The sequence below is a fragment of the Methylobacterium amylolyticum genome, assembly GCF_030700245.1.
Lineage (GTDB): Bacteria > Pseudomonadota > Alphaproteobacteria > Rhizobiales > Beijerinckiaceae > Methylobacterium.
Map to the genome: position 1 here is coordinate 227,662 of NZ_JAUYZI010000002.1, position 20,747 is coordinate 248,408.

General features: G+C 73.4%; 18 protein-coding genes. 3 read left to right on the forward strand and 15 right to left on the reverse strand.

Features of this window, described 5'->3' with window-relative positions; all coding sequences use genetic code 11:
* Positions 1-15: 15 nt before the first annotated feature.
* From Q8W71_RS02820 to Q8W71_RS02845, 6 genes are all read right to left on the reverse strand, one after another.
* Positions 16-1,191: a M20 aminoacylase family protein gene (locus Q8W71_RS02820; RefSeq protein ID WP_305523785.1), complete on the reverse strand. Its 1,176-nt coding sequence runs from the start codon at positions 1,189-1,191 to the stop codon at positions 16-18.
* A 79-nt stretch (positions 1,192-1,270) separates the two neighbouring features.
* Positions 1,271-2,737 carry a DNA methyltransferase gene (locus tag Q8W71_RS02825; protein WP_305523786.1) on the reverse strand — a complete coding sequence of 489 codons (1,467 nt, stop codon included), beginning with the start codon at positions 2,735-2,737 and terminating at the stop codon, positions 1,271-1,273.
* 333 nt (positions 2,738-3,070) lie between these two features.
* Positions 3,071-3,511: a Cu(I)-responsive transcriptional regulator gene (gene cueR, locus Q8W71_RS02830; RefSeq protein ID WP_305523787.1), complete on the reverse strand. Its 441-nt coding sequence runs from the start codon at positions 3,509-3,511 to the stop codon at positions 3,071-3,073.
* Entirely contained in the window at positions 3,508-6,018 is a 2,511-nt protein-coding gene (locus Q8W71_RS02835) for a heavy metal translocating P-type ATPase (protein ID WP_305523788.1), read from the reverse strand. The genes cueR and Q8W71_RS02835 overlap by 4 nt, the downstream gene beginning before the upstream one ends.
* Positions 6,019-6,076: 58 nt before the next feature.
* Complete coding sequence (locus Q8W71_RS02840; RefSeq protein WP_305523789.1) at positions 6,077-7,342, reverse strand: ATP-binding protein; 1,266 nt, start codon at positions 7,340-7,342, stop codon at positions 6,077-6,079.
* Positions 7,343-7,355: 13 nt separating this feature from the next.
* Complete coding sequence (locus Q8W71_RS02845) at positions 7,356-8,483, reverse strand: lysylphosphatidylglycerol synthase domain-containing protein (RefSeq protein WP_305523790.1); 1,128 nt, start codon at positions 8,481-8,483, stop codon at positions 7,356-7,358.
* 214 nt (positions 8,484-8,697) lie between these two features.
* On the opposite strand from Q8W71_RS02845, the gene Q8W71_RS02850 reads away from it, so the two are divergent.
* Together Q8W71_RS02850 and Q8W71_RS02855 are read left to right on the forward strand one after the other, a co-directional pair.
* Complete coding sequence (locus tag Q8W71_RS02850; RefSeq protein ID WP_305523791.1) at positions 8,698-8,988, forward strand: type II toxin-antitoxin system RelE/ParE family toxin; 291 nt, start codon at positions 8,698-8,700, stop codon at positions 8,986-8,988.
* A 1-nt stretch (position 8,989) separates the two neighbouring features.
* Complete coding sequence (locus Q8W71_RS02855; protein WP_305523792.1) at positions 8,990-9,280, forward strand: addiction module antidote protein; 291 nt, start codon at positions 8,990-8,992, stop codon at positions 9,278-9,280.
* A gap of 12 nt (positions 9,281-9,292) precedes the next feature.
* On the opposite strand, the gene Q8W71_RS02860 is transcribed toward Q8W71_RS02855, so the two are convergent.
* The 9 genes from Q8W71_RS02860 to Q8W71_RS02900 form a co-directional block, all read right to left on the reverse strand.
* The gene (locus Q8W71_RS02860) at positions 9,293-9,916 is read right to left on the reverse strand and encodes a uracil-DNA glycosylase (RefSeq protein ID WP_305523793.1); all 624 of its coding nucleotides are present in this window, start codon (positions 9,914-9,916) and stop codon (positions 9,293-9,295) included.
* Positions 9,906-10,676: a PIG-L deacetylase family protein gene (locus Q8W71_RS02865; protein ID WP_305523794.1), complete on the reverse strand. Its 771-nt coding sequence runs from the start codon at positions 10,674-10,676 to the stop codon at positions 9,906-9,908. The genes Q8W71_RS02860 and Q8W71_RS02865 overlap by 11 nt, the downstream gene beginning before the upstream one ends.
* Positions 10,677-10,843: 167 nt before the next feature.
* The gene (locus tag Q8W71_RS02870) at positions 10,844-12,082 is read right to left on the reverse strand and encodes a glycosyltransferase family 4 protein (protein ID WP_370875320.1); all 1,239 of its coding nucleotides are present in this window, start codon (positions 12,080-12,082) and stop codon (positions 10,844-10,846) included.
* 25 nt (positions 12,083-12,107) lie between these two features.
* Positions 12,108-12,974 carry a sugar phosphate isomerase/epimerase family protein gene (locus Q8W71_RS02875; protein ID WP_305523796.1) on the reverse strand — a complete coding sequence of 289 codons (867 nt, stop codon included), beginning with the start codon at positions 12,972-12,974 and terminating at the stop codon, positions 12,108-12,110.
* Positions 12,971-14,557 carry a YcaO-like family protein gene (locus Q8W71_RS02880; RefSeq protein ID WP_305523797.1) on the reverse strand — a complete coding sequence of 529 codons (1,587 nt, stop codon included), beginning with the start codon at positions 14,555-14,557 and terminating at the stop codon, positions 12,971-12,973. The genes Q8W71_RS02875 and Q8W71_RS02880 overlap by 4 nt, the downstream gene beginning before the upstream one ends.
* A 221-nt stretch (positions 14,558-14,778) precedes the next feature.
* A complete protein-coding gene (locus tag Q8W71_RS02885) occupies positions 14,779-15,774 on the reverse strand; it encodes a Gfo/Idh/MocA family protein (protein ID WP_305523798.1) in 996 nt (331 codons plus the stop codon).
* On the reverse strand, positions 15,774-16,955 hold the full coding sequence (locus Q8W71_RS02890) for a class I SAM-dependent methyltransferase (RefSeq protein ID WP_305523799.1): 1,182 nt from the start codon (positions 16,953-16,955) through the stop codon (positions 15,774-15,776). Before Q8W71_RS02890 ends, Q8W71_RS02885 begins: the two co-directional genes overlap by 1 nt.
* A gap of 84 nt (positions 16,956-17,039) precedes the next feature.
* Entirely contained in the window at positions 17,040-17,957 is a 918-nt protein-coding gene (locus Q8W71_RS02895) for an HD domain-containing protein (protein WP_305523800.1), read from the reverse strand.
* Complete coding sequence (locus Q8W71_RS02900; protein ID WP_305523801.1) at positions 17,957-19,147, reverse strand: inositol-3-phosphate synthase; 1,191 nt, start codon at positions 19,145-19,147, stop codon at positions 17,957-17,959. Before Q8W71_RS02900 ends, Q8W71_RS02895 begins: the two co-directional genes overlap by 1 nt.
* Positions 19,148-19,470: 323 nt before the next feature.
* On the opposite strand from Q8W71_RS02900, the gene Q8W71_RS02905 reads away from it, so the two are divergent.
* Positions 19,471-20,727, forward strand: a complete 1,257-nt coding sequence (locus tag Q8W71_RS02905) for a transglycosylase SLT domain-containing protein (protein WP_305523802.1) — start codon at positions 19,471-19,473, stop codon at positions 20,725-20,727.
* Positions 20,728-20,747 lie beyond the last annotated feature (20 nt).

Consider the following 20,747-nt stretch of genomic DNA (forward strand, 5'->3'; position numbering starts at 1 on the left):
AAGCCGCCGTCGGTCCTACTCCGCGGAGAGCGGCAGGCCGGTCTCGATCAGCCGCGCCCAGAGCGAGGCGCCGTAGGGGGCGGCGGCGTCGTTGAAGTCGTAGTGCGGGTGGTGGAGGGCGGCGCTGTCGCCGTTGCCGAGGAACATGTAGGCGCCCGGCCGCCGGCCGAGCATGTAGGAGAAGTCCTCCGCCGCCATCATCGGCGCCACCGCCCGCTCGACCTGTCCCGCGCCGACCAGCGCTTCCGCCACGCCGGCCATGAAGTCCGTCTCGGACGGGTGGTTCTCGGTGACGGGGTAGCTCATCCCGAACGCCACGGTGCCGGCCGCCCCGAAGCCCCGCGCTACCTCGCTCACCAGGGTGGCGATGCGGTCCTTGACCAGGGCGCGCACGTCCTCGGACAGGGTCCGCATGGTGCCGCGCAGGGTCACGGTCTGCGGCAGCACGTTGAACGCCTCGCCCGCCTCCAGCGCGCAGACCGAGACGACGGCCGATTGCAGCGGGTCGAGGTTGCGGGCGACGATCCCCTGGAGCGCGAGGATCACGTGGCTCGCCACCAGCACGCTGTCGACGGCGGCCTGCGGCAGCGCCGCGTGGCCGCCGCGGCCCTCGATCGTGATCGTGAACCGGTCGGTCGAGGCCATGATCGGGCCGGGGCGGATGGCGAAGGTGCCGAGCGCCTGCCCCGGGATGTTGTGCATCCCGTAGACCGCCTCGATCCCGAACCGCTCCATCAGGCCGTCCTCGACCATCGCCTCGCCCCCGCCCCCGCCCTCCTCCGCCGGCTGGAAGATCAGCACCGCGGCGCCGTCGAAGGCGCGGGTCTCCGCGAGGTACTTGGCGGCGCCGAGCAGCATCGCCGTGTGCCCGTCGTGGCCGCAGGCGTGCATCCGGCCGGGCACGGTCGAGCGGTAGGGCAGGTCGCGCACCTCCTGGATCGGCAGGGCGTCCATGTCGGCCCGCAGGCCGATCGCCCGGTTCGAGCGCGTGCCGCGCCCCCGGACAACCCCGACCACGCCGGTGCGGCCGACCCCGGTGACGACGGCGTCGCAGCCGAAGTCGCGCAGCCGGTCCGCCACGAATCCGGCGGTGCGCTCCACGGCGTAGAGGAGTTCCGGGTGGGCGTGCAGGTCATGCCGCCACGCGGCCATCTCGGGGGCCAGCGCCTGGATGCGCGCGACGACGGGCATGCTCTCGGGACTCTCGCGGCCTTGAGGTTCGGCCGGTCCAGCAAAGCCGGGGCCAGCGGGCCCGTCAACGCCGCGTCGTTCAGAACAGCAGGCCCTGATCGACGCGCTCCTGCCGCCGGGGCCGCTGGAAGGTCGTGCCCCCGTGCTGGAACGGCGGCGCGTCGAACGCCCGCCCGTCCAGGAGCTGCTCCACCGTCCGGATCTGCAGGCGCGGATGCGCGCCCCACGGCGACACGTAGAAGCCCGCATCCGCCGCCTCGCGCTGCATCGGCCTGGTGATCGGCTCCAGGGTGACGAGCCAGCCCATCGCCGCCTTCTCCCGCTGCACGGCGCCGGCGAGGTCGCGGACGTCGCCCGCGTCCACGCCCCCGGACTTGACCGAGATGAGCACGCGCCGGTGCTCGCTGCCCGGGCCGCCCTCCTGGAACGTCATCTGCCCGTCGATGCCGCGGTCCGGCCCCCGGCCCTTGGCCGACTTGCGCGCGCCCACCAGCCCGAGGGCCCAGTGCTCGAACTGGTGCCGATCCTCGCCCGCGAGCTGGCACGCGTCGACGAGCGTCGTCGGCTCGCCGACGACCCGGTAGTCGCGCCCCGATTCGAGCCCGAAACCGTGCAGGAGGCGGTACTTGATCAGGTTGACCGCCAGATGCGTGATGTCGATGCCGATCCACTGCCGCCCGAGATGCTGGGCGGCCGCGACCGCCGTCCCGCAGCCGCAGAACGGGTCGAGCACGACGTCGCCGGGCCGGCTGCTGGCCTCGATGATCCGCTCCAGCAGGGCCTGCGGCTTCTGGGTCGGGTAGCCCATCCGCTGGGTCCGGTCCGCCGGCTGGAGGCAGGGGATGCGCCAGACGTTGTCGACGGTCCGGTCCTCCTTGAGCCGGTAGATCAGGTTGCCCTCCGCGTCGCGGGCGTTCACGATCCGGCCGTCGACCTTCTTGCGCGCGAGCTGCCGCACCGGCGCGTCGCGCATCTCCCGGATCTGCTGATAGGTGAAGTCCGTCCTCACGTCCTTCACGTAGAACAGCAGCGTGTCCGTCGCCCGGGGAAACAGCCGCTTCCGGCTGTCGTGCATCTTGTTGTAGTAGTGCCAGTACAGCTCGTTGCGGAAGTTCTCCGGCCCGAACACGGCGTCCATCAGCAGCCGGAGATGCGCGCCGGCGGTGGCGTCGCAGTGGAGATAGATCGAGCCCGTGTCCTTCAGGACCCGGCGCAGCTCGACGAGGCGGGGCGCCATCATCGAGAGGTAGGCCAGCATCGGCGTGCCGCCGAGCATCTGGCGGAAGGCTTCGAGGGTGTAGCCGACCGCACCGCCCGCGTTGACCGTCCGGTCGTAGGACAGGGCCGCGGCGATGTCCCAGTCCCAGGTGTCCTCGAACGCCCTGATCTGGGCGGCCGCCTTCGAGCCGTCCTTCTCCTCGAACAGGATGTTGTAGTCGCGTCCGCTCTGGAACGGCGGGTCGAGGTAGACGAGGTCGACCGACTCGGTCGGGACATGGCGCAGCAGGATGTCGAGGTTGTCGCCGTAGTACAGCACGCTCGGCATGCACGGCCTCTCCGACGCGCCGACGGGCGCGGCCGATCGTTCGCCCTCTCGGATCGCCCGGCGGCCGGGAAGCCGGCTCCGGGATGTCCCGGAGACCGGTCTCGACCCCGAAGCGCGGTCGCCCGACGGACCCGCCTTAAGGTCAGGTCATACAAACCTCAGGTTATGATCCCGTCAAGAGCGCGCGGCCTGCGTCCTGCACCTAGCGCAGCGCTGAGGGCCGTTTTGGACCATGATTTCCTGCACATCGTGAATCGGCGGCTACGGACCCGTCCAGACTCGACCGTTCGCCCTCGTAAACCTGAGGTATGAAACAGGCGAGCCGATGCCCGCTCACAGGTCCCGGCGCCGCGGCACGGCCCGGGGCGGATCGTCGGCGGCGAGGTCGTCGAGGATCGGGCAGTCCGGCCGCGCGTCGCCGCAGCAGGCGTCCGCGAGGTGCTCCAGGGTGCGGGCCATGGCCTCCAGCGCGTCGATGCGGCGGCGCAGGTCGGCGATCTGCGCCTGGGCGATGGCCTTCACCCCCGCGCTCGGGCGCGCCCGGTCCCGCCACAGGGCCAGCAGGTCGGCGATCGTCTCGACGCCGAAGCCGAGGTCGCGGGCCCGGCGGACGAACCGCAGGGTGTGGAGGTCGGCCGGGCCGTAGTGCCGGTAGCCGGCCTCCGTGCGCGCGGCCGGCGGCAGCAGGCCGCGCGCCTCGTACCAGCGGATCATCTTGGCCGAGACACCGGTGCGCCGCGCCGCCTCGCCGATGGTGACGAGATCCGCGCTCATGCCGCCCCTCCGGCCAGCGTCGGCGCCCCGTCCGCCGCGGGCCGGCGCCCGCCCCGCGCCCGCAGGCGCAGGGCGTTGCCGAGCACGAACACGCTGGAGAAGGCCATGGCGCCGGCCGCGAGCACCGGCGACAGGGCCGGCCCACCGAACGGCACGAGGATGCCGGCGGCCACCGGGATCAGCGCGACGTTGTAGGCGAAGGCCCAGAACAGGTTCTGATGGATGTTGGCCATCACCGCGCGGGACAGGTCGAGGGCCTCCACCAGGGCGCCGGGCGAGCCCGACATCAGCACCACGTCGGCGCTCTCCACCGCGATGTCGGTGCCGGTGCCGATCGCCAGCCCGACATCGGCCTCGGCCAGCGCCGGCGCGTCGTTGATGCCGTCGCCGACGAAGGCCACCGGCCCGTGCGCCGCGCGGAGTTTCTTCACGATCTCGGCCTTGCCACCGGGCAGGACGCCCGCCTCGACCGCGTCGATGCCGAGGCCTTCCGCGACGTGGGCGGCCGCGACGGGATCGTCGCCCGTCACCATCACGACCGCGAGACCGCGCGCCCTTAGGGCCGCCACCGCGTCTCGGGCGCCGTCCTTGGCCGGGTCGGCGACCGCGAGCAGCGCCGCGTGGCGGCCATCGAGGGCGAGGTGGACGGGGCTCCGCCCATCGGCCGCCAGACGCTCGGCCCGGGCGAGCAGATCGGGATCGCCCGCGATCCCGAGCCGGTCGAGGTAGCGCGGCGCGCCGACCGCGACCGTCCGGCCCGACACCCGGCCGGAGACGCCGAAGCCGTCGACCGCCTCGAAATCCTCCGCCTCGGCCACGTCGAGGCCGCGCCCGCGCGCCGCCGCGACGATCGCGGCCGCGATCGGGTGCTCTGAGCGCGCCTCGACCGCCGCGGCGAGCGCCAGCGCCTCCGGCTCCTCAGCGCCCGAAGTCCCGAAAAAATCGGTGAGGCGGGGGCGGCCCTCGGTCAGGGTGCCGGTCTTGTCGAGGGCGACCGCCCGCACGTCGCGCAGCGCCTGGAGGGCGGTGCCGTCGCGGAACAGCACGCCGAGCCCCGCGGCCCGCCCGGTCCCGACCACCAGGGCTGTCGGCGTGGCGAGCCCCATGGCGCAGGGGCAGGCGATGATCAGCACCGCCACCGCGTGGACCAGCGCCGGCCCGAGCGCGGGAGCCGGGGCCAGGACGAGCCACGCGCCGAAGGTGAGGAGCGCCGCGGCGATCACCGCGGGCACGAAGCGGCCGGTGACGCGGTCGACCAGCGCCTGGATCGGCAGCTTGCCGCCCTGCGCCCGCTCGACCAGCGCCGCGATCTGGGCGAGCACGGTGGCCTCGCCCACCGCCTCGACCCGGATGTCGAGGCCGCCGCGGCCGTTGAGCGTGCCGCCGACGACGCGCGCGCCCGCGGCCTTGCGCACCGGCGCGGGCTCGCCCGTCACCATGCTCTCGTCCACGTGGCTGCCCCCCGCGACCACGACCCCGTCGGCGGCCACCCGCTCGCCGGGGCGCACCCGCACCACGTCCCCGGTCCGGAGCGCGGCGAGCGGCACCTCGGCCTCGGCGCCATCGCGGAGCACGCGGGCGGTCTTGGGCGTCAGGTCCATCAGCCGGGTGATCGCCTCCCCGGTCCGGCCGCGGGCGCGCGCTTCGAGGGTGCGCCCGAGCAGGATCAGGGTGACGATCAGGACGCTCGCCTCGAAATAGAGATGCGCCGCCCCCGCGGGCAGGAGGCCGGGCGCCAGCGCCGAGACCAGGGAGTAGAGGTAGGCCGCCCCGGCGCCCAGCGCGACGAGGGCGTTCATGTCCGGGTGGCCGCGCAGCAGGCCGGGGATCCCGCGCAGGAAGAACCGGCGGCCGGGCCCGGCGAGCACCAGCGTCGCCAGCCCCGCCTGGACGAGGGCGGAGACCGGGCCGTGCAGCGCCGGCAGCAGGTGGCCGGCGACGTGGCCGCCCATGTCGAGGGCGACGACGGGGGCCGAGAGCAGCGCGGCGATGACGAGGTCGCGGCGCAGCACCCGCGCCTCCGCCGCCTGCCGGGCCGCCGGGTCGGGCGCGGACGCCGCCTCGAACGGCTTGGCCGGGTAGCCCGCAATCTCCGAAGCGGCGGCGAGGTCCCGGACCGCGACGACGCCCTCGGGGTGGCGCACCGTCGCGCGGCCGGTGGCGAGGTTGACGCTCGCGCCCGTCACCCCCGGCACGGCGGCGAGCGCCCGCTCGACGCGCCCCACGCAGCTCGCGCAGGACATCCCGTCCACCGCGAGCACGGTCTGCGCCTCGGGCAGGGGATAGCCGGCCTCATCGAGCGCCGCGGCGACTTCGGCCGGGCCGGCGGGACCGCCGAGGACGAGGCCGGCGCGGCCGGTGGCGAGGTTGACCGACACGTCGCGCGCCCCGGGCAGGGCGCGCAGCGCGCGCTCGACGCGTCCCACGCAGCTCGCGCAGGACATGCCCGTGACGGGGAGGCTGAGCGGGATGGGATTTCCCGCGGCGGGTTCGGCGGATGCGGTCATGTCCGCGGATGTGGGGCTTCCCATCGTGGGAAGGTCAAGGGTCGCGGCGCGTCGGCACCTACACCGGGTCCGGCTGGTCCCGGATCTCGGCCTCGCGGCCGTGCTCGGGCAGGCTGACCCGCACGGTCGTGCCGCGCCCGACCGCGCTGTCGATGGCGAGTCGGCCGCGATGGCGGTTGAGGCTGTGCTTGACGATCGCGAGCCCAAGGCCGGTGCCGCCGCGGGCACGGCTCGACGCCACGTCGACCCGGTAGAAGCGCTCGGTCAGGCGGGGGATGTGCTCGGGGGCGATCCCCGGCCCGTCGTCGCTGACGGTCAAGACGATCCGGGCCCCGTGGCGGGGGTCGTCCTCGCGGGAGAGGCCCACCCGGACGTGGCCGCCGCCGTACTTCACGGCGTTCTCGATCAGGTTCTCGATCACCCGGGCGAGCTCGTCGGCGTCGCCGGGCACCGGGTAGGGGCCGTCCCCGTCCGTGAAGGTCACCTCCGCGCCGCGCCGCGCCGCGGGCGGGGCCTGCGCGTCGACCATCTGCCGGGCGAGCGCGCCGAGATCGACGGTCGCGGTCGGCGCCACGTGCTCGCGCAGCTCGATCCGCGACAGCGACAGCAGGTCGTCGATCAGCCGGGTCATGCGCTGGGCCTGGGCGCGCATGATCTCCAGGAAGCGCTCGCGGGCGGGCGCGTCGTCGCGGGCCGGGCCCTGGAGGGTCTCGATGAAGCCGATCAGCGAGGCGAGCGGCGTGCGCAGCTCGTGGCTGGCGTTGGCGACGAAATCGACCCGCATCGTCTCCAGGCGGCGCGCCGAGGTGAGGTCGCGCAGGAACAGGACGGCGCCGGCCCCCGACCCGTCGGGCACGGGCAGGGGGCCGACCTGCACCTCGAAGGCCCGCTCCAGGGGGATCCGGGTGGCATAGGCGATCCGCTGGGGGGCACCGGTCGCGAGCGCAGCCTCGACGGCGTCCAGCACCTCGGGACTGCGCAGGGCGAAGGAGAGCGGCCGGGCCAGGTGCAGCGCCGGCAGCAGGGCGCGGGCGGCGGGATTGGCCTCCAGCACCAGGGTGCGCCGGTCGACGAGGATCACCGGGTCGGGCACGTGGGCGAGCAGCGCCTCGGCGATGCCCCGGCGGCCCGTGCTCGCCGCCGGGCGCAGCGGCGGAGCCTTGCGGCCGCGCGCGCCGAGGAGGCCGCCGAGGCAGGCGGCGCAGAGAGCCGCGAGGATCAGCCAGAGGTCGAGCGCGCCGCCGAGCCATGCGGCGAGGCCGAGGAATCCCGCCGCGATCCCGGCGCCGGTCCAGGCCGCGCGGCTGCGCGCATCGTCGGCCATGGCGGGGGCGCCGCTACCGCGGCCCCGGCTCGTCGGGCCAGCTCTTGCCGGACGGGCCGGCCGTGCCCTCCGGCGGCCCGGCCTCCCGGGACGCGTCCTGGGCGCCGCCGGCCCGCTTCACGATCTCGTAGAGGCCGAGCATCGCCAGCGCGGTCACGAACGGGACGACGTAGTAGCAGCCGCGGAACAGCAGCAGCGAGGTCAGCACCTCGTCCCGCGGCAGGTGGGACAGGGCGAGCAGCACGGTCGCCTCGAACACCCCGATCCCGCCCGGCGCATTCGAGGCGATGCCGAGCATCGCGCCGAGCACGTAGATCGCCAGGAAGGTGGTGAAGCCGAGATTGGTCTCCTGCGGCAGCAGCACGTAGAGGGTCGCCGCGGCGGCGCAGACGTCGCCGATGCCGACCAGCATCTGCCCGATCGAGACCGAGGCGCCGGGCAGCTCCAGCCGCCAGTGCTTGACGGTGACGCTGCGCCGCTTGGCCGAGACCCAGACGAGGTAGCCGAGCACCAGGGCGAGCGCGGCGAAGCCGACCCCCTTGTTGAGCTCGATCGAGGTGAAGGCGAGCCCGGCGAGCTGCCCGGCCTCGATGATCAGGCTGAGGCCGAGCACCACGCCCATGCCGAGCCAGAACGTGAAGCCGGCGATCACCGTCAGCGCGGCGATCTTGGACGCCGACAGCCCCTGCCGGGCATAGATCCAGTAGCGGATCGTGCCGGCGGTGAGCAGCGGGAAGCCGAGGGTGAAGCTCACCGCGTAGCTCGTGAACGAGGCGAGCGCGGTGATCCGGTAGGGCACCTTGATCTTGAGCTGGCGCAGGGCCAGGGCGTCGTAACCGGTGAGGAACAGGTAGCTGATGCCGACGAACAGCAGCGCGAGGCCGAGCTGCTCCGCGGTCGCGGCCGCGAGAGCGCCCTTCACCTCCGACCACGTGACGCTCTGGACGAGCTTCCACAGTACCCCGAGCGACACCGCGACCAGGACGATGCTCGCCGCCGTGCCGATCCAGGCGTAGCGGCTGCGCAGTCCCTTGCCGCGCTTCTTGCCCGGTTCCCCGCCTGTGCGCGCGGCATCGGCGGAGGCGCCGTCGACCGGATCGGCCGGCTGGACCTCCTTCCGATGCTGTCCCTGGAAATTCATGCCGCTCGGCGTCCGCCCCTTCCGGCTGCGCGGGCCGACGGGGCCGCGAGGGCCCGTGCCGGATGTACCCGGACCGCGGCCCGTCGCCCCGCATGTAGGCCGAACGGGCGGACATGGCCAGCGACGGGGGTGCGGTTCCCTGCGGAGCCGGCGACGCGCAACCGGGGGCGCCACGATCGCTTGAGAGATTGTAGCTTTCAAGCTACGATTGGCCATGCCGACGATCCGTCAGACGCAAGACTTCGCGGCTTGGTTCGCTGGTCTGCGCGATCGCCAAGCGAAGGCCAGGATCGACGTGCGGATCCGTCGTCTCTCGCTCGGTAATCCGGGGCAGATGCGCGTGTTGTCCGGCGGCGTCGCGGAGATGAAGATCGATTACGGTCCGGGTTATCGGATCTATTTCATTCAGAAGGGCGCCGAGATCGTGATCCTGCTCTGCGGCGGCGACAAGCGGACTCAGGAGCGGGACATCGAGCGCGCTCTGGCGATGGCGCAGGAGGTCTAGCATGGCCATCGAGACCAAGCCGTGGGACGTCACCGAGCACCTTCAGGACGAAGCGTCGATCGCCGCCTACATCGAGGCGGTTCTGGAGGATGGCGACCCGTCGCTGGTCGCAGCGGCCATCGGCGATGTGGCCCGCGCCCACGGCATGGCGCAGATCGCGGCGGAGACCGGCCGCTCCCGCGAGAGCCTCTACCGGGCGCTGTCCGAGAAGGGGAACCCGCAGCTCGACACGCTGATGGGTGTGCTGAAGGCGATCGGCCTCCGGCTGAGCGTCAGGCCGGCGGACGCGTAGACCCGTTCCATCTCACGCTGCCCGCAGCAACGCCGCAGCCTCGGCCAGCCCGGCCCGGATCCGCGCGGGCACCGCGGGCGAGGTGCAGACGTAGGTCGGGCTCGGGTGCGGGATCGCCACGACGGGCAGCCCGGGGCGGAGGGTGGCCAGCGCCGGGGCCACGGCTCCGGCGAAGCGGCCGGCGAGCACCGCCACCGCGAGCCGCGGCAACAGGGCGAGGAGGGGCGCGAGGTAGGGCTCGGCCGCGCGCGCCTCCGAGCGGCGCGGGGCGCGGTTGAGGGCGCCCTCCGCGTGGATCAGCCAGGGCACCGCGTTCCAGATCAGCGTGTCGCCCCGGGCGATCCCCGATTCGTGCAGGAAGCGGAACAGGTTGGCGGCGGTGCCGTTGGCGCTGTCGCGGGTGACGAAGCCGGTGCGCAGCACCATCGGGCCCGGCGTCTCCAGGAGGAGCAGCAACCGCGCGTCCACGCCGCCGTCGAGGGGGTCGGGGTCGGGGACCGGTGCCCCCCGCTCCGCCGCGATCGTCCGGGCAAGGCTACGGATCGGCGCGATGTGGGGCGCGTCGAGGAGCGCGCGGCGCGCCGCGAGGGCGGCCGGGTCGGCGAGGCTCTTCGGCGCGTCGGGCTCAGGTCGCATGCAGGCCGGGGATCGTCTCGGCCAAGCGGTCGGGCAGGGAGCCCGACAGGCGGAACCGCTCGACGCCCTCTTCCCGCGCCAGACGCTCCCGCAACCCGGCCTCGCCGCCGAACTGGAAGCCGATCTGGCTCGTGTAGGCGGCGCAGGCCGCGTGCTTGCGCGCCTGGGCCTCCGCATCGAGGGCGACCGCGCGGACCGGCAGGTCGGCGAACAGGGCGGCCAGAGGCTCCTTCGGCGCGGTCTCGCGGACGGTGTAGGGGAAGTCGCGCCACCACAGCACCGGCGCGGCAGGGGCGGCGGCGCGCAGCGCCCGCACCGCCTGCACGTGGTCGACATGGCCGCCGACCGCCTGGGGCGCGAGGATCAGGTCCGGCCCCTCCGCCGCGATCAGCGCGGACAGGGTGGGGGCGAGGTCGGCGGCGATGCCGTCCTCCGGGCGCAGGTCCGAGAAGAGTTCGGGCGCGGAGGCGTAGCCCCGGTGCGGCGCCTCGCGGAACGGCAGGTGCCGCGGCGGCGAGATCCCCAGCGCGTCGGCCGCCGACGCGTCCTCGGCGCGGCGCAGGGCCATGTAGTCGACCTCCGGCGGGAGCCCCTTGTCGAGCTGGCAGGCGAGCGCGAAGCCCTGCGGGTCCGCCACGCTGCCCGTGAACAGCGTCGCCATGGTCACCCGCCAGCCGGCCCCGGCGAGGGCCGCGAGCAGCCCGCCGCAGGAGAAGGCGGCGTCGTCGAGATGGGGCGAGAGCGCGAGGGCGGTGGGCATGCGTTTCGGGTTTCGGCGATGGCTTCCCTCCCCCTTGCGGGGAGGGATCGAGGGTGGGGGTGGTTCAGGAGGCACCGCCGAGCTTCATCCGGCACCACTCCTGCCCCCAACCCCTCCCCGCAAGGGGCAGTGGCAAGGGAGAGGGGTAAGTGAGAGGGGAACGCGGCTCAGAGGAGATGCGGCTCGGCACGGAAGCGGCAGGTCGGATCGACGGGCAGCGTGTCGGAAAAGTCCGTCGCCGGGCGAGCGTCCCGCACCCCCGCGTAGATCCCCATGATCTGCCGGCCGACCGCGCCCCAGGAATAGACCCGGCGGCACTCCTCCAGGCCCGCGGCGGCGATGTGGCGGCGCAGATCCGGATCCGTGACCACCCGCGTCAGCGCGGCGGCCTGGGCCGGCACGTCGCCGGGATCGACGAGCAGGCCGTTCTCGCCGTCGCGCAGGCAGTCCGAGACGCCGACCGCGTGGCAGGAGACGGTTGCCAGTCCCGCGGCCATCGCCTCCAGGATCGTGTTGGAGAACCCCTCCGCGTAGGTCGGCGAGGCGAACACGTCTGCCGCCCGGTAGAGCTCCGGCACGCGGTCGTACTCGGCGTAGCCGGTGAACGCGATCCGGTCGGGACCGAAGCCCAGCTCGTCGGCCAGCGCCTTGGCCGGGTCCACGTCCGGGCCGATGCCGGAGATCGTCGCCGCGAACGGCGTGCCCTGCTCCCGCAGGATCGCCAGCGCCCGGATGAAGTCGAGCACGCCTTTCCGGCGGTCGACGCGGCCGTGGTACAGGATCCGGATCGGGCCGGCATGCGGGGCCGGCAGCCCGTCGGGCGTGCCTTGCGCGAAGCGGGCGGTGTCGACCGCGCCGGGCACGATCGTGAAGCGCGCCGGATCGGAGCCCAGGCGGTCGCAGACCTCCTCCACGAACGAGGCGCCGCCGATCAGCAGCGCGTTGGCGTGGGCCAGCACCGCGCACATGGCGACCCGGTGGGTCTCGCAGCACGAGCCGACCCAGTGGCCGTCCCCACCCTGGATCGAGACCACGCTCGGCACGCCGAGTTTCTTGGCGGCCAGCAGCACCGCCCAGCCGGTCGGGTAGCCGTACTGGGCGTGCAGCACGTCGAACGGCGCCTTCGCGTGCTCGGCGCAGATCGTCTCGACCATCGTGTCGATGTCGCGCTCGAAGTCGCCGCTCTCCTGCTCGCCGCGCTGTTCCAGGCCGATCACGGTGACGCCGGGCACCGGCGGAGGCGGCCCGCCCCCGTAGACGCGGGTGCCGAAGGCGTCGCCGCGGTACTGCGAGACCATCGTCACGTCGTGGTCGGCGCCGGAGAGCTCGCGCAGCAGGTTCTGCGCGTAGACGCTCATGCCCGATATCGCCGGGAAATAGCGGCGGCTGAGGAAGAGGATTCTCATCGGCCGATCGCCCGTTGCCCCGCCGTCATTGCGCGCGCGTCTCCTGGCCCGCGACACTGCCCGGCCCCGGGCGGCGGCAGGCGCGCAGGTAGTCCAGCGCCTGAGGGATCATCACGTCGGCCCGGTGGCTCTCGCGGGACAGCTCGACGCAGACCAGCTTGCCGAAGCCGATCGCCTCCAGCGCCGCCAGCACGCCCGCGGTGTCCATGTCGCCCTCGCCGAACGGCAGGTGGATGTGGGAGCCCCGCCGCATGTCCTCGATCGCCACCGTGCCGATCCGGTCGGCGAATTCCCGCACCGCGTCGGCCGGCTCGCGCTCGCCGGTGACGAGGCAGTGGCCGGTGTCGAGGGCGAGCCTCAAACCCGGCACGTCGAGGGCGGCGAAGTCGTCGAGCGTCTCGATCAGCATGCCGGGCTCGGGTTCCAGGCAGGGGACGACGCCCTGCCCGGTCGCGAAGGCCGCCACCTCGTGCAGCCCCTCGACGAGCCACGCCCGGGCCTCGTCGCAATCGACACCGGGCTTCGGCACGCCGGCCCAGAACGACACGGCCTCGGCCGAGAGCATCGCGCCGATCTCGACCGCGCGCTTCAGGAAGCCGATCCGGCGGGCGCGGCCCGCGGCGTCGGCCGTCACCAGGGTCGGCTCGTGCTTGGCGGTCGGGTCGAGGAGGAAGCGGGCGCCGGTCTCGATGACGCAGGCCAGCTCCATCTTCTCCATCAGGCTCGCGACCCGGCCGGCCTCCGCCGCCCAGCCGTCCGCGAACGGGTCGAGGTGGTGGATGTCGAGCGTCAGCGCCACGCCGTCGTAGCCCGCCGCCTTGATCAGTTGCAGCGCGTCGTCGAGGCGGTGGTTGGCGGCGCCGTTGGTGTTGTAGGCGAAGCGCAGCGTCATGCCGCCCGCCCCCGCCGCTGCTCCAGCCGGAACGGCGCGTGGTGCGATTCCGGCTCGCGGTAGAGCGGATAGTGCCGCCCGACGATGCGCTCGGCGAGCGCGACGTCGAACAGCGGCTGGCCGCCGAAGCGTTCCAGCGCCTCCGGGGTAAGGCGCACCGGCCGCAGGGTCTCGCTCTCCACACCGAACCGGATCAGCGGGTGGTCGCGCGCGATCAGCTTGGCGGTGTTGCGCTCGCCGATCCGGTAGTAGCTCATGGTCTCGACCTCGAGCCCCGGCACGATCGCCTTGACGACGCCGACCCCGCCGCCGGGGGGCGAGCAGTCGACGTAGAGCACGTCGAAGCCGGCCTCCAGCAGGCGGTCGCAGGCGATCTTTCCGCGGGCGTGCCCGTCGGCCGCCGTGCTGGTCGGCAGGTCCGTGAACGCCTTGGTGCTCCGCTCGGCGTAGACCGTGTCGGCGAGCACGCCCCGGAGGTCGGCGGCCGGCATCTCGATCCACTCCAGCATCGCCTGGAGGGCGCGGCTCTCTTCGAGATCCAGGCTGGGAAGAGCTTTTTGAATAAACGCGTCGACGTAGCCCGGCGGCGTGATGCTGCCGGCCATCGCCAGCGGCCCGTGCCCGAAGGTCTTGCGCACCCGCGCCGCCTGGAACTCCAAGAGCGCCTTGCGCAGGGCCCGCTCGCGGTCGGGGTCGCAGGCCTCGCCGCAGGCGGACAGCGCGATCGGCGCCGGGGCGCGGCCTGGATCCTCGTCGTAGCCGACGACGTAGAGGTTGGTCAGGCCGAACTGGTCGGTGGCGAATTTCGGCAGCGCCCGGATGCCGAGCTCCTTGAGCCGGGCGAGCAGCGCCGCGTTCTCCGGGCCGATGCCGTCGAGGTCGAGCATCACCCCCTGGTCGAGGGCCCGGAACAGCAGACCGTTGCCGTCCCGCTGCAACAGTTCGAGGACGCCGTGGCCGAGCGCGAACGGCACGTCCGGCCCGGCGCCGAGGCCGTTGGTGATCAGGTTGGTGAACGGCTTGTAGCCCTCCGACAGCTCGAAATAGTCGGTCGCCGCGATGTCGAGGGGCATCAGCACGATCTCGCCGGTCGGGTAGCGGACCGTCGGCGTCCATTCGAGGATCGTGTCGCGCCCCACCGGCGAGCCGGCGGGCAGGCACAGGGTGAGCGGGTCGGCGACCGCCTTCGCCCCGTAGACGCGGACGAGATCGGCGTAGCTGGCGCGCTCCTTCGCCCGGGGCAGGACCGCGAGCGAGGGCATCAGGTTCTCGGCGATCTCGGCGACCGCGCCGATCAGCGCCTCGTCGTCGGTGGCGCCGTAGCCGATCCCCGAGGGCATCGCGCCGACGAAGAACGGGTCGTCGAGGAACAGCGACACGAACCAGACCGGCACGCCGGTGCGGTCGAGCGGCGCCAGCGGGAAGCCGACGATCCGGCCCTCGGGCAGCACGTCGAGATAGGCGCGCACCGCGTCCGGCAGGCGCTCGGGCAGGCCCTCGATCCGGCGCGGGGCGCCGAAATGGTAGGCGCGCGGCGCCGTGAGGCGGGCGTGGCGGGCGCGGTCGTCCTGGTCGATGCTCACGTGTCCCGTCCGTTTCCCTCTCACAACACGGACGCCGTCCCGCTCGATCCCACCCTGTCCCTCATCCTGAGGTGCCCGCGTCTGCGGGCCTCGAAGGAGACCTCCAGGGAGCGCGCGGGTTCTGGAGGTCTCCTTCGAGGCTGCTTCGCAGCACCTCAGGATGAGGATCTCGATCGGATAGACCGTGGCCTCTGTGTCGTGCTTCCTTCCTCAGAGATCCCTCACGCGCGTCCGTAGGCGCGGGCGAGGAGGTGCATGGTGTGGAGATCCCGGGCAGCCGAATAGGCCGCGCGCTCTTCCGGCCGGCGCAGCGCCGAGCCGAAGGCCCGCACCTGCTCGGTGAACGGCGAGGCCTCCTCGTCGAAGGGCACCGGCGCGCTCCGGCCGCTCGCCCCGTCGATGAAGGCGAGGTGGCCGCCCGCCGTCTGGCCCATCGTGTCCTGCGCCACCAGCAGGCCGCGCGTGCCGACCACCTCCAGGCGGCGGCGGGGCAGCGCGTCGGGGCAATTGTAGGCGACGTGCAGGCTCGCCAGCGCCCCGCCGGCCGTGCGGCCGATCAGCAGGGCGCCGTCGTCGACCGCGTAATCCTGGGCGCGGCTCTGGGTGAGCGCGCAGACCTCGGCGATCGGCTCGTCGAGCAGGAAATCCACGAGGTCGATGCCGTGGGGGGCGAGATCGATCAGGGCGCCGCCGCCGGCCTGCGCCGCGTCGATCCGCCAGTTCGGCTGGCCCGCCGCCGACCAGTCGCGCCCGAGCCAGCAGGCGTAGACGATCCGCACCGCCGTGACCGCGCCGAGATCCCCCGCCGCGATCCGGGCGCGCATGGCGCGGTGGGCCGGGTGGTGCCGCTGGTCGAACGCCGTCCCGTAGAAGATTTTTTTCGACTCGACCGCGCCGGTGATGGCTTCGGCGTCATCCAGAGACGCCGCCATCGGCTTCTCGCACAGCACCGCCTTGCCGGCCTCCGCCAGCGCCTCGACCGCCGCCCGGTGCAGGTGGTTCGGGGTGGCGACGTAGACCGCCTCCACCTCCGGCTCAGCGATGAGCCCGGCGAGGTCGGGGTGCGCGCGGGCGCCCTCGCGCTCGGCTGCGGCCCGGCTCTCCGGGTTCGGGTCGGCCACCGCCACCAGCCGGTGCCCGGCCGCGCGGATGCCCGGCGCCATGTAGTCGCGGGCGACCCAGCCGTAGCCGACGATGCCCCAGCCGACCGCGTCCATCACCAGCGCTCCGGCAGGTCGACGAACTCGCGGACCCGCGCCCGCCCCGTCTCGGGGGCGTCGATCTCGCCCGGGAAGGTCAGGTGCTCCGGCCCCGGCGAGCGCGGCGGGTAGGTCGCGCGGGCGGCGTACTCGGCCTCGTAGCGCTCGGACGGCCAGTGGATGGCGTAGTCCGCCCCCTCCGGCGCGTAGAGGGGATTGAGCCGCAGAGCCGTCCCGGCCTTCGGCAGGGTCAACCCGTCGACGACCGAGCGCGGCGCCGGGCGCATGCCGGGCCCGGCGACCAGCGAGAACGCCTCGCAGGCGCGCAGGTCGCCCGGCTCGTGCGGGACCGGGGCGCGGGCCTCGATCAGCGCGCGGGTCAGCTCGGCATCGTCGTAGACCAGCGCGTCGGGGAACAGCTCGGCGACCTCGTCGGCGGTCACCGCCCGGCCCGCCGAGAAGCCGGGGCAATCGCGGTTGTGGATGTGGCTGATCGCCAGCCAGCCGTCGTCGCCCGCGGTCTGGCGCAGGCAGTCGAGGGTCTGCGGCTTGTCGTCGAGGAAGTAGAAGGCGTCGTGGCAGACGACGAGGTCGACGGGCGCGCCCGGCAGCGGCCAGTGCGGCGAGCCCGCGTCGAAGCAGACGAGCTGCGCCTTCTCCCCCACCACCCAGTGCCGGGCGACCCAGAGCTTGGCGAAGACCACGTCGGCGCCCGCCACCTTGCAGCCGCGCCGGGCGAGCTCCCGCAGGTAGTGGCCGATCCCGCAGGCGAACTCGAACACGCAGATCGGTTCGTTCCAGTGGGCTTCGAGCAGGGCGAGACCGGCGAGGAAGGTCGGGTCGCTCCAGCGGTGCAGGAAGTAGTCGCCGACCCGGCCCCAGCCGAGGCCCGCCACCGCGTCCCGGAGGGTCGCGGTGCGGCGCGCCTTGATCAGGCTGAGGATCCCGGCGGGGTCGGCGGCCGGCCCGGTCCACCAGTCGTCCTGGTCGGCGAGCAGCGCACAGAGCGCCTCGTCGAGTTCCCCCGCGTCGAGATGGGCCAGCACCCGCTCGACCAGCGCCGCGCGGCCCACCCGCAGGTAGGGGATGCCGTCGATCACCGGCCAGCGCTCGCCGGTCTCGGCGTCGCGCAGGGCGTGCGGCGCGTCGGCCTTCAGCGCGTTGCCGGTGGACGGCGATCGGAGGTCGAAGGGGATCATGGCGCTCGGGGACCGCCCGGGCAGATGGGCGCGGGAGACGGCCGGTCAAGTCGGTGGCGCAAAAGGCTGTTCCGGGGCACGGACTCAGGGGATCTGCATGTCGCGCAGGACCCGGTCGTGGAACGCCTTCACCGGACCGGCATGGACCAGCTCCATCTCGTCGAGCACCGTGCCCATGGTGATCGAGGCGGCGCGCAGGTGCTGGGCGATCTGGAGCACCCGGTCGACGCAGTCGGCGGCGTGGAAGGCCCGGCCCTCGGCGGTCGCATCGTCCGGCAGCACGGCGCGGGCGCGCTCCACGGCGTCCCGCAGGTCCCCGGTCTCGTCGAGTTCACCGAGCGCCCAGCCGGTCGCGGTCGCCATGATCGGCCCGAGATGGTCGCCGAGCAGCATCTCCCCGGTGAAGCCGGCATCCGGCATCGCCGCGTTGTGGAAGTGATGTGCCATCGCCGCCAGGAACACGGTCGCCGGGTCGGCCCGGTAGAACGGGCTGAGGCAGACGCCGTAGACGGCGACCATCAGGCAGTGCTCGGCGTGGTTCTCCGGCGGCTCCAGCAGGATCCGGGCGCGGCCGGGACAGGTCACCCCCGCCCGCGGCTGCTCGGCGAGCGCGCCGACGAAGCCCGGCACGAAGCCGGGCTCGGCGGGCTCCCGCGGGCTGAGCCGGGCGCGCAGCCGCGCCCGCAGATCGGGATCGAGGGCCTCCGTCACCGCATCGAAGCCGGACCGCAGCACGCCCGCGGCCTCCTCCTCCGACAGGCCCGCGGCGGTCAGGAAGGCCGCGTCGAGGTCGCAGAGCCGCGCGGCGGCGAGTGCCGTCGCGGTGATGTCGAGCGCCACGTCCTCCGGCGCGGCGCCCCCGGTGAGGAGCGCCCAGCCTTGGGCGAACAGCCGCTCGGCGATCGAGCCGTCGCGCCCGGCGGACCGGACGCGCTTGAGGTCGTTCAGCTCGACGAACAGCGCCCGCAGGGCGGCGGGCGCGGCCGGTCCGGGCTCGGCCATCAATGGACGCCGAGCCAGTCGAGCAGCATCGTCTCCTGCTTGCCGAAGGCGTGCTCCGGCCCGTGCCCGTTCTTCACCATCGGCGCCTTGAAGAAGGTCGAGAGCTGCTCCTGCACGCCGCCGTCGCCGCGCTTCTTGGCGAGTTCGAGCACGCGGGCGATCTCGATGACGAGCGGTGCGGCCAGGATCGAGTCCTTGCAGAGGAAGTTCACCTTCACCTGCATGCGCTGGCCCATGAAGCCGGTGATGTCGATGTTGTCCCAGGCTTCCTTGTCGTCGCCGCGCGGGCGGTAATAGTGGATGTGGACCAAGTGGTCCTCCACCGGGTAGCCGAGGATCGAGTCGAGCACCGTGCCCTTGGTGTTGAGCTTCGACTGGAGCGAGTTCGGGTCGTTGAGCGCGAGCCCGTCGCGGTTCCCGAGGATGTTGGTCGAGAACCAGCCGTCGACGTGGAGGGCCCGGGCCTTGAAGGCGGGGGCCAGCACCGTCTTCATCATCGTCTGGCCGGTCTTGCCGTCCTTGCCGGCCACCGGCACGTTCAGCTCACGCGCCAGTTCCAGCAGCGCCGGCACGTCGGCGGCGACCGAGGGCGTGAAGTTGGCGTAGGGGATGCCGCTCTTGATCGCCGCGTAGGCGTAGAGCATCGCCGGCGAGATCGCCTCGTCACTCGCGTCCAGCCCCTTCTCGAAGGCGGCGGAGGAGTTCAGCGTCGGGTCGTCGAGGTCGGGCCAGCGCTCGGTGGAGGCGAGGTTCACCACCACCACCTCGTCGAGGTTGCTCTCCTGCTGGAAGCGCCGGAGGTCGCTCGCGATGATCGAGACCGCCTCGCGGTGGCCCGAGGCGACGATGCGGTTCTTGCCGTCGATGTTCTTGCAGAACTTGGCGCTGCCGACCGCGGGCCAGGGGGTGATGCCCTTGAGCACCTGGGCGCCGTTCTCGATGTCCTGGGCGGAGAGCACGCCGTGGCCGGTGGCGGCGGAGGCGAGGTCGTCGCCGTTGAGGTCCCAGCCCGCGAACACGAGGTCCTTGTAGTCGGCGATCCCGGGGACGGCGAGGCCCGCGAGCGGCAGGCCGTCGAGACGGTTCGAGCCGGACTTGATCATCTCGATGCCGGCGATGGCGGTGGTGGCGACGGCGCCCCCCATGCCAACGAACGCGACGCCGACGCGGCGACCGGTCTGCATGCTCATCGGAAACTGGTGTCCTTGGTAGGGACGCGGGGCGCGTCGCGGGATGAAGTTTCGGCCCCCCGGGGCCCTACCTAACTGGCTCAGGTATCCTTCGTTCCAACCCCGATTGCGACATCTTGGTGCCCGTTCGCGACGATGCGGGGCAAGACGACGGCCCCCGCGTGGCCGAAAAAGGCATGGTTAACCCTTCGTTGAGGGTGCCACGGTTGGATCATCCCGCCGTCCCATTCTGGTCACGGCCGGCGCCGATAGGGCCGCCGCCTCAAGGATACCGGCCGCCAGACGCCGGACCTGCACAGGGAACATTCTGAAAAGGACCAGTGATGGGGGTTTTCCCGGAGCCGGCGCGTCGCGCCGACGACGTGAGCCGACTCGCGCCTAACGGAGATTGGGGCGCGGATCAGACCGAGGATCAGACCGTGGCGTGGCTGCCGCGGGCCGGGCGCGATACGGGGCGCCGGTCACTTCGCCGCACTTCTTCCGGCCGCCGCGGGCGCGTCGTCGCCGCGCTGGCGCTGCTCGCCGGGCTCGGCCTGCCGCAGGCGGCCTTCGCGCCCGCCGCGTTCGCGCCGGCCGCCCAGGCCCACGACCGGGTCGACCTGAGCCCGCGCGCCGCCCGCGCGCTCGCCGAGACCGCATCCACCGAGACCGCCTCCGTCGAGGCAGCGTCCGTCGAGGCCGCCCCCGCCGGGGATCCCGCGGGCTGGAACGGCCTGCCGGTCCCGGAGCAGGAGCCGGCCACGACGGCGCTCGTCGAGAGCGATCTCGCCGCCCTCCCCCGGGTGACGCAGGAGGCGGACGCCGTCCGCTTCGGCGGTCGCAGCGTGCCCCTCAAGGTGGTGGACACCATCCTCAAGGCCTCCGACGAGGCCGGGGTCGATCCCGTCTACATGATGGCGCTGGCCGACAAGGAGTCGAGCTTCGACACCGACGCCAAGGCCGCGACCTCGTCCGCGCAGGGTCTGTTCCAGTTCGTCTCGGCGACGTGGCTGGAGATGATCCGCGACTTCGGCGCCCGCTACGGGCTCTCCGAGGAGGCCGCCGCCGTGAAGGGCCGCGGCGCCGGGATCACCGTCACCGGCGGCCTGCGGGCGCGGGTGCTGGGCCTGCGCAACGACCCGCGGGTCGCCGCGCTGATGGCGGCCGAGCTGATCAAGCGCGACCGGGGGCGGATCGAGGCCCGGGTCGGCCGGCCGCTCAACACCACGGAACTCTACCTCGCCCACTTCCTCGGCACCGCCAGCGCCGGGCGCTTCCTCGCCCTGTCGAGCGAGCGGCCGGACGAGGTGGCGGGCCGGGAGTTCCGGGCCGCGGCGCGGGCCAACCGCAGCCTGTTCACCGCCAAGGACGGGGCCAAGCGCCGCCACCTCACCGTCGCGGAGCTGCACGAGCGGATCGAGGACATGATCGACCGCCGCCTGAACCGCTACCGGGGCGTGACCGCGCTCGCCGGGGCGATCGAGAGCGCCGGGGAGAGCGCTCCGGCCGACACGATCGCGGCGGAGACGACGGTCGCCGAGGCGCCGGCGGAGGCCCGCCGCGTCCAGGTCACCGAGGCGCTGCCGCCGGACGGGGTCTGACCCGGCGGCGCGGCGGCCCG